This is a genomic window from Halopseudomonas sp. L-58, assembly GCF_056859475.1.
This window is the reverse complement of the sequence record NZ_JBSXON010000063.1, coordinates 1-5,823: the sequence shown is the minus strand read 5'-3', so window position 1 is coordinate 5,823 and position 5,823 is coordinate 1. Positions and strand designations below refer to the sequence as shown.

Sequence of the window (5,823 nt, the reverse complement as noted above, 5' to 3'; positions counted from 1 at the left end):
CTTTTTCTTGTTCTGATGCTCGGCTTGGGCGAAGGTGATCTGCTTCATCGGGTGGCTTGGCTGAGGTAGTGGCAGTGTCTGGTGATTATACTCAGGGCTGCGTAATCAGGCAGAGGGCTGATTTGTGCAGCGTTTCCCTAAGGATTCGCTTGATTATCTCCGTGTCATTTGTAGCGATGGTGTTTACAACCTCATTAGTCTCCGTACTCGCAAGCGTGATGCTCATCCAGCGCTCGCTGCCTTTTTTGTTCAGGCACCAGAGACCTGCTCGTTCTGACTTAAACTCAAAATCTATATTCCCTGCTTTAGCCACCACTATGAGTCTCCACTTCAGGTATTTTTTCAGTTGATGTACCGCCACGCTTGCGTGGTGTCATTGCAAGGCGGCATGAGCAGGATCTTGACTGCGTCGGCTGAAAGCGCGTTGGGAGGCCCGCTAGGCCGCCATCACACCTGCTTGCCTTTCGCCAAGGATTACAAACCGCATGTATTGATAGGCTTTCTGATATGCTCGTTTCGCCATTTCATTAGCTTATACGCTAACGATGTGGCGCGTCAAAGCTGGTTTGATGCTCAATTTTGAGCGTTGCAAAAATGGAGTTCGCAAAGGTTTTAGGGCAGGTACTACGGGATGTGAGGCTCCAGGCGGGATTGACGCGTACTGAGTGCGGCGAGCTACTTCACATTGCAAACCTGAGCAAGGTCGAGAATGGGCAGACCCTCCCACGTATCGATACGCTTGCCGCCCTCTGTAAGCTACTCGGCGTGGCACTCAGCGACGTTTTCACGGTTGTTGAGGCGCGGCTATCTGGCCATAGCGTCGAAGAGCAGATCGTGCTGAGTAACAAACGACTTGGGGAGTTGCTGAGCACTGGACGGTTCGAGCCAATTGCTCAAGTTGATGCGCTTAGGGGGATACGAGGGCAGAAGGCGGATACCACTCGTGAAGCAGTCATGCGCATGCAGCGCGAAGGGCTGCGCAAGGATGAGATTGTTCGAAAGCTGGGTGTGGGGCTTCGGACTGTGCAGAGGTATTGGGCAAAAGATGGCTAAACGGCCTGCTACAGGTGTGCGCCTGGGTACCTACCGGAGCAGAATACCCTGCGAATTAATGCTAATTCCCGAGTGTTTGGGGATTCGGTCAACCATGTCGGTAATGAGCCGAGGGGCCTTCCTGCTGATTTCATTAAGATGGCGGCGACGGAAAGTGTGCGTCAATGGTTCGTACAGGCCTTGATAGAGACGGTGACAGTTCTTCTTACAGCGTCCAGATCTACCTTTACTCTTCTAGGCTACACAGGGGTTCTACCCCGTTACTGCGGACACTTTTGAAAAGAGGCACAATGTGCCAAAGGAGTGTTCATGTCCAAACGCAGAAGATACAGCCCCGAATTCAAGCGCGAAGCCATCGCGCTATCTCGCCAGCCAGGTGCCAATTGCCGCCAGGTGGCCTTAGAGATTGGTATTAATCCCAACCTGCTGTCCCGGTGGGCGCGTGAAGCCGAAGGGGAGCCAAGCAAGGCCTTCAAGGGCTCGGGAACGCCGCGTGACGAAGAGCTTGCGCACTTGAAGCGCGAACTGGCACGGGTAAAAAAGGAACGTGATTTTTTGCGCGAAGCGGCAGTGTTCTTTGCAAAGGAGTCGTCCTGAGGTATCAGGCGATTCAACACTGTCGCAGTCTTTTCCCGATACGTCTTATGTGTCGTTGCCTGAAGGTATCGGCCAGCGGCTATTACGCTTGGGCATCTCGTCCGCAGTCCAGCAGGGCAACAGCGAACGAGAGTCTGTTGCAGCGGATCAGAGAGATTCATGATGACAGTGGCGGAATGCTTGGGTCGCCCCGTATGCACGAAGACTTAGCTGCCGAAGGCGTTGCAGCCAGCCTGAATCGGGTTGCAAGGCTAATGGCTAAGCACGGCATTCAGGGTTGGCCCCGCAGGAAGCGAGGACGCCTTGGACGCGCATCAAATCGGCCACAAGGTATTCAGAATCATCTTGAACGGGATTTCTCCGCACTGGAACCTGATACCAAGTGGGTCACTGACATAACGGAGATCTCCACGCAGGAAGGAAAACTATTTCTCTGCGTGGTCCTGGATTTGTTCAGCAAGCTGATCGTCGGCTGGTCTATGCACCACAGGCAGGATCGGCAGATGGTAATCAGAGCCGTTCAAATGGCTGTCTGGCAACGTCAGGGCAAAACACCGGTGATATTGCATTCAGACCGAGGCAGTCAGTTCACCAGCGGTGATTACCAGCGATACCTAGGCAGTAACGATTTGGTCAGCAGTATGAGCGCGGTTGGCCATTGTGGAGACAACGCCGCCTGTGAGGGGTTCTTCGGAATGCTGAAACGAGAGCGGGTACACCATCGGCGTTACCGTACGCAGGACGAGGCAAGAGCTGACCTATTTGAATACATCGAGCTGTTCCATAATCCCAGGATGCGACGTAGAGTTGCTGCTCAGGATCGAAAACTTACAGCCGTTTTATAACCGTCCGTGGAAACGGGGTAGAACCCGTTCTTTCGCCTGAATCGCAAGCCTCCAGCAGGCTGACGCGACGAGCAAACCCCCACCAGTGGCTACCGGCGCCGACGCTCAGATCCAGCGGCAGGCCGCCGAAGCATCATGTTCATGATGCGAGAGCACGGTATAGAGATTGGGCTATTCAAGGTGCGCAATCTGATGAGTGAAATGAAGCTGGTCAGCAAGCAACCATGTTCCCACGCCTATAAAAAGGAGACGGTCGAGCGACCGGATATCCTGAACGTGTTGAAGAAGGAGTTCACCGTATCGGCGCCGAACGAGGATTGGTACGGTGACATCACGTATGTCTGGGTTCAAGGTCGCTGGTATTACCTGGCTACCGTGATTAATTTTTACGCACGCCTGGTGGTGGGTTGGGCGTTTGCATCGAAGCCGGATGCCGATCTGGTGATCAAGGCTCTGGACATGGCGTACGAACAGCGTGACCGACCCCAGGACGTGCTGTTCATTCGGACCAGGGTACCTATGCCATGACAATGCGCCAATGGAGCGGCTGTTTCGCAGTCTGGAAGCAGAATGGGGCTGACCGTGGGCTACATGAGTGCATCGCGGGCACAGCAGGATATCAGTCGGTTTCTGATGCCAGGGTACAACTTGCAACGGCCATATCAGTTCAACGGTGGACCACCGCCCGCTGTGGCTGGGGGAGAGTTAGAGAGTACTTGCTCTTCCGGGTACGCGGATTAAATGGTTGATCTTACCTTTGCATGAGAGAGAGAGTGAAGCAAGCCGATATTTTATCGGATTATCTGGTTAGTGCTCCAACCTCCTGCTGATGCACACTTCCTTCGCTAATTCCAGCAAGAACCCCACAAACCTCAATTTCCCGATCATCGTTGCAGCTCGCTCTTAATGAAACGAGTTGTTTCTCAAGCGCTTGCAGACCGGTTATCTGTGACCGCACTTGAGAGATGTGATCATCGAGCAAGGCGTTGACGGCGGTGCAAGGCTGATGAGGCTCGTCTTGATAGCTCTGTAGTTCGTGAATCTCAGCCAGTGACAGGTCTAGGATTCTGCAGCGACGGATGAAGGCAAGCCGCTCACTATGCTTCTCGGTATAGACACGATAACCGTTGTTCTGCCGATCAGGCGGCGGCAACAAGCCCTGCTGTTCATAGAAGCGGATCGTCTGCGTTTCGACCCCTACCAGCTGCGCCAACTGACCAATACGCATCAGCCTTCTCCCCTGTTGACCTTGTAGTGGCTTTATGGTTTTAAATGGTACCACAACATTTGTCAAGTGGAATAGTAGCATGAGAAAATCCTGTGGTAGCGCCTGTGACGGTGACGCAACGTCCGCAGTGGATAGCAATATGCATGCCTCCTCCGAAGCGTCAGGGAACTGGGTCAGCGTTTATGCCGTGCCGAAGATGGACTGCCCATCAGAAGAGCGAATGATTCGCCTGGCCCTGGACGGCTTTGAGGAGATTCGGGCGCTGTCCTTCGACTTGTCGAACCGCCGGCTCAAGGTCGTGCATGACGGCGAAGTCGAGCCCATCACCTCGAAACTGAAGACCTTGAGGCTAGGAGCCTCGCTTCAGGAAACCGTCGCTGCAAATCCGGAGACCATCAAGGCCGCTGAGTTCTCGCCAGCTTCTGCTAAGCAAGAATCCAGGACCCTGCGTTGGTTGCTCGGCATCAATGCACTTCTGTTCGGGGTGGAAATGACTGCCGGTCTAATCGCCCAGTCCACCGGGCTGATTGGAGAATCCCTGGACAATTTTGCAGATGCAGCCGTCTATGGCCTTGCCCTTTATGCGGTCGGGCATAGCGTAAAAATGCAGGTACGCGCCGCGCATCTAGCAGGCTGGCTGCAGCTAATTCTGGCTATAGGCGTACTTGTGGAGGTGGTGAGACGCTTTGTATTCGGTAGTGAGCCTGAATCGCTGGTGATGATGGCTATCGCATTTGTCGCATTGATTGCCAATACCAGTTGTTTGCTGCTCATATCCAAGCACCGTGAGGGCGGGGCGCACATGAAGGCAAGCTGGATATTCTCGGCCAATGACGTAGTGATCAACCTGGGGGTTATCATTGCCGGAGCTTTGGTTGCCTGGACAGGATCCAATTATCCGGATCTGATTATCGGCACAGTCTCGGGGGTCATTGTACTTAACGGTGCCAGGCGCATTCTGGCGTTGAAGTAATGCCCATCATTGGCAAAACTCTCGCCGTATGCCCTGTTGCCCATATCAAGCCTGCTGGCAGCGTCTGATCAGGCTGTAAAGTGGCTGGTGCAGCAATCAATGGTCTAGGGCGAATCTGTTTAAGTGATCCTGCTCTTTAACTGGGTGCATCTATGGAGCACCCGTGCCGCATTCAGTCTTTTTGCGCATGGTGGGGGCTGGCAGCGCTACTTTTTTAAAAATCGTCATAAAAGAGAATTCATTGCATACCGTCTTATCCTCGGTGGCACCATGGGCAATCTGACATGCTTTCCGAGTTGCCCAGTGTCGTACTTTTCTTCCAGTCGACAGCCTTAGAGGACACCGCGGGAGACCTCCTGACAGGGCTGATCGCAGCCTACTGCTTATACGGGTGATAGATGTCATTCCACGGCTTCGGAAGGAAAAGCAGACCATGTAAGCCTTGAACCACTTGGTCACCTCAGTGGGACTGTCAGATTTTTTGTGTTCGGGCTGTTAATGGCCTGCCATCAGGTAGGCCCTCACTTACCAGGTTGGCTTGGTGAAACGATCTTCGTACAGGATCACGAACTGAGTCATAGCGGTTTCCAGTCATGCGCCGCACTACCCCAGTTGGCAGTGATATTACGTAGCGCCAACCAGAATACCTTTCGTATGGCAGGCGGGAAGACAAGGAACGGAATGAACCTATCCCATCCACGCCGCCATTGTCTTGCTGGCTGAATACGAAGCAGCAGCTCCCAGCTTGCGGCGCACCGAGTCGAGTCCAGAAACATTCACTTTGCCACCCTGGTGAGCCCGAGGAATGGGGTGATGGGATTGAATTGAGCGGAGCAAGAAAGCATGAGCCACAGGATTGATCTTGATTTCGGAGGCGAGAGCATTGGGTGATAAGTGCGCGCTACTCTTCGACCTATCCACGGGAATGCGCTACAAGACTCTTGTAACGAGGGTGATGGCTTTGCTTGCCGGAGGCGCCATGCCGCTTGAACCGCCCCGGGTTTCGCGGAGGCTGTTTGGTTTAAGTCAAGCCGCCACCTTGGAAGCCTGACTGGCTAGTTGCCGATAGTAGTTTGCCTCAGCCTCTGCCGGCGGTATATATCCGATGGGTTCGAGCAGTCGCTGGT

The 5,823-nt window shown here is 53.8% G+C and carries 4 protein-coding genes and 3 pseudogenes; 5 read left to right on the top strand and 2 right to left on the bottom strand.

Annotated elements, in window-relative coordinates; genetic code table 11:
- Positions 1-594: 594 nt before the first annotated feature.
- From AC13EY_RS10275 to AC13EY_RS10265, 3 genes and pseudogenes are all read left to right on the top strand, one after another.
- The gene (locus AC13EY_RS10275) at positions 595-1,053 is read left to right on the top strand and encodes a helix-turn-helix domain-containing protein (protein WP_233048901.1); all 459 of its coding nucleotides are present in this window, start codon (positions 595-597) and stop codon (positions 1,051-1,053) included.
- Between the two features lie 309 nt (positions 1,054-1,362).
- Positions 1,363-2,495, top strand: a protein-coding gene (locus AC13EY_RS10270) for an IS3 family transposase (protein ID WP_123891311.1) whose coding sequence is annotated in 2 segments (ribosomal slippage) — positions 1,363-1,603 and positions 1,603-2,495 — 1,134 coding nt in all. Because the reading frame shifts where the segments join, the coding sequence is not laid out codon by codon here.
- A 102-nt stretch (positions 2,496-2,597) separates the two neighbouring features.
- Positions 2,598-3,236 (top strand): annotated as a pseudogene (locus AC13EY_RS10265) (hypothetical protein); the annotation flags it as partial.
- Positions 3,237-3,294: 58 nt separating this feature from the next.
- Here the strand turns inward: AC13EY_RS10265 and cadR are convergent.
- Positions 3,295-3,723, bottom strand: coding sequence for a Cd(II)/Pb(II)-responsive transcriptional regulator (gene cadR / locus AC13EY_RS10260; RefSeq protein WP_036991837.1), 429 nt, complete (start codon positions 3,721-3,723; stop codon positions 3,295-3,297).
- 79 nt (positions 3,724-3,802) lie between these two features.
- Here cadR and AC13EY_RS10255 point away from each other — a divergent pair, with 79 nt between their 5' ends.
- Together AC13EY_RS10255 and AC13EY_RS10250 are read left to right on the top strand one after the other, a co-directional pair.
- The gene (locus tag AC13EY_RS10255) at positions 3,803-4,696 is read left to right on the top strand and encodes a cation efflux transmembrane domain-containing protein (protein ID WP_036991838.1); all 894 of its coding nucleotides are present in this window, start codon (positions 3,803-3,805) and stop codon (positions 4,694-4,696) included.
- 9 nt (positions 4,697-4,705) lie between these two features.
- A pseudogene (locus AC13EY_RS10250) lies at positions 4,706-4,978 on the top strand (signal peptidase II); the annotation flags it as partial.
- 243 nt (positions 4,979-5,221) lie between these two features.
- On the opposite strand, the pseudogene AC13EY_RS10245 reads toward AC13EY_RS10250, so the two are convergent.
- Positions 5,222-5,403 (bottom strand): annotated as a pseudogene (locus AC13EY_RS10245) (IS256 family transposase); the annotation flags it as partial.
- Positions 5,404-5,823 lie beyond the last annotated feature (420 nt).

Excerpts from the sequence above, each read along its gene's own strand:
- AC13EY_RS10275 (WP_233048901.1), top strand. The coding sequence starts at position 595 with ATGGAGTTCGCAAAGGTTTTAGGGCAGGTACTACGGGATGTGAGGCTC.
- cadR (WP_036991837.1), bottom strand. The coding sequence starts at position 3,723 with ATGCGTATTGGTCAGTTGGCGCAGCTGGTAGGGGTCGAAACGCAGACG.
- AC13EY_RS10255 (WP_036991838.1), top strand. The coding sequence starts at position 3,803 with ATGAGAAAATCCTGTGGTAGCGCCTGTGACGGTGACGCAACGTCCGCA.